At 69.8% G+C, this 660-nt stretch carries 1 protein-coding gene; it reads left to right on the top strand.

Annotated features, from left to right (window positions below; all coding sequences use genetic code 11):
* On the top strand, window positions 1–660 hold a 660-nt coding region (locus tag IF78_RS44665; protein ID WP_037642968.1), incomplete at both ends, for a condensation domain-containing protein.

The following is a 660-nucleotide window of genomic DNA, read 5'->3' as shown; positions in this document are numbered from 1 at the left end:
GCCACGCTCGCCGCCCAGATCGCGCAAGCGGGCTCGGCCCGGACCGCGCTGACCGCGACGGAGCGCCCGGCACGGATTCCGCTGTCACCGGCCCAGAACCGGCTGTGGTTCCTCGACAAGCTGGAGGGCGCGAACGCCACGTACAACGTCCCGGTGGCGTTCCGGATCACCGGGGACCTGGACACGGGGGCTCTCGAGCAGGCTCTGAACGATGTGGTGGTACGGCACGAAAGCCTGCGGACGGTCTTCCAGGAGATCGACGGCAGCTCGGCCCAGACGGTGCTGGGAACGGACGCCGTCGAGGTGAGGCTGCATCAGGTCATCTGCCAGGAAGGCGAGGTGCAGGCCGCGCTGCGCGACGCGGGACAGTACGTGTTCGACCTGGCTACCGAGCTGCCGCTCCGGACGACGCTGTTCACCGTCGGACCCGACGAGCACGTCCTGCTGCTGCTCGTGCACCACATCGCGAGCGACGGTGCCTCGATGGGGCCGCTCGGACGCGATCTGGAGACCGCGTTCCGCGCCCGGCTCCAGGGCCGGGCGCCGGAGTGGTCCGCGCTCCCGGTGCAGTACGCCGACTACACCCTGTGGCTGCACGAACTCCTCGGCACGGAAGCCGACCCCGACTCCTTGGCGAACAAGCAGCTCGCCTTCTGGAAG

The organism is Streptomyces bicolor (genome assembly GCF_000719285.1).
In the GTDB taxonomy this organism is placed as follows: domain Bacteria; phylum Actinomycetota; class Actinomycetes; order Streptomycetales; family Streptomycetaceae; genus Streptomyces; species Streptomyces bicolor.
The sequence above is the reverse complement of the archived record's forward strand: the minus strand, read 5'-3'. Positions and strand labels throughout refer to the sequence as shown.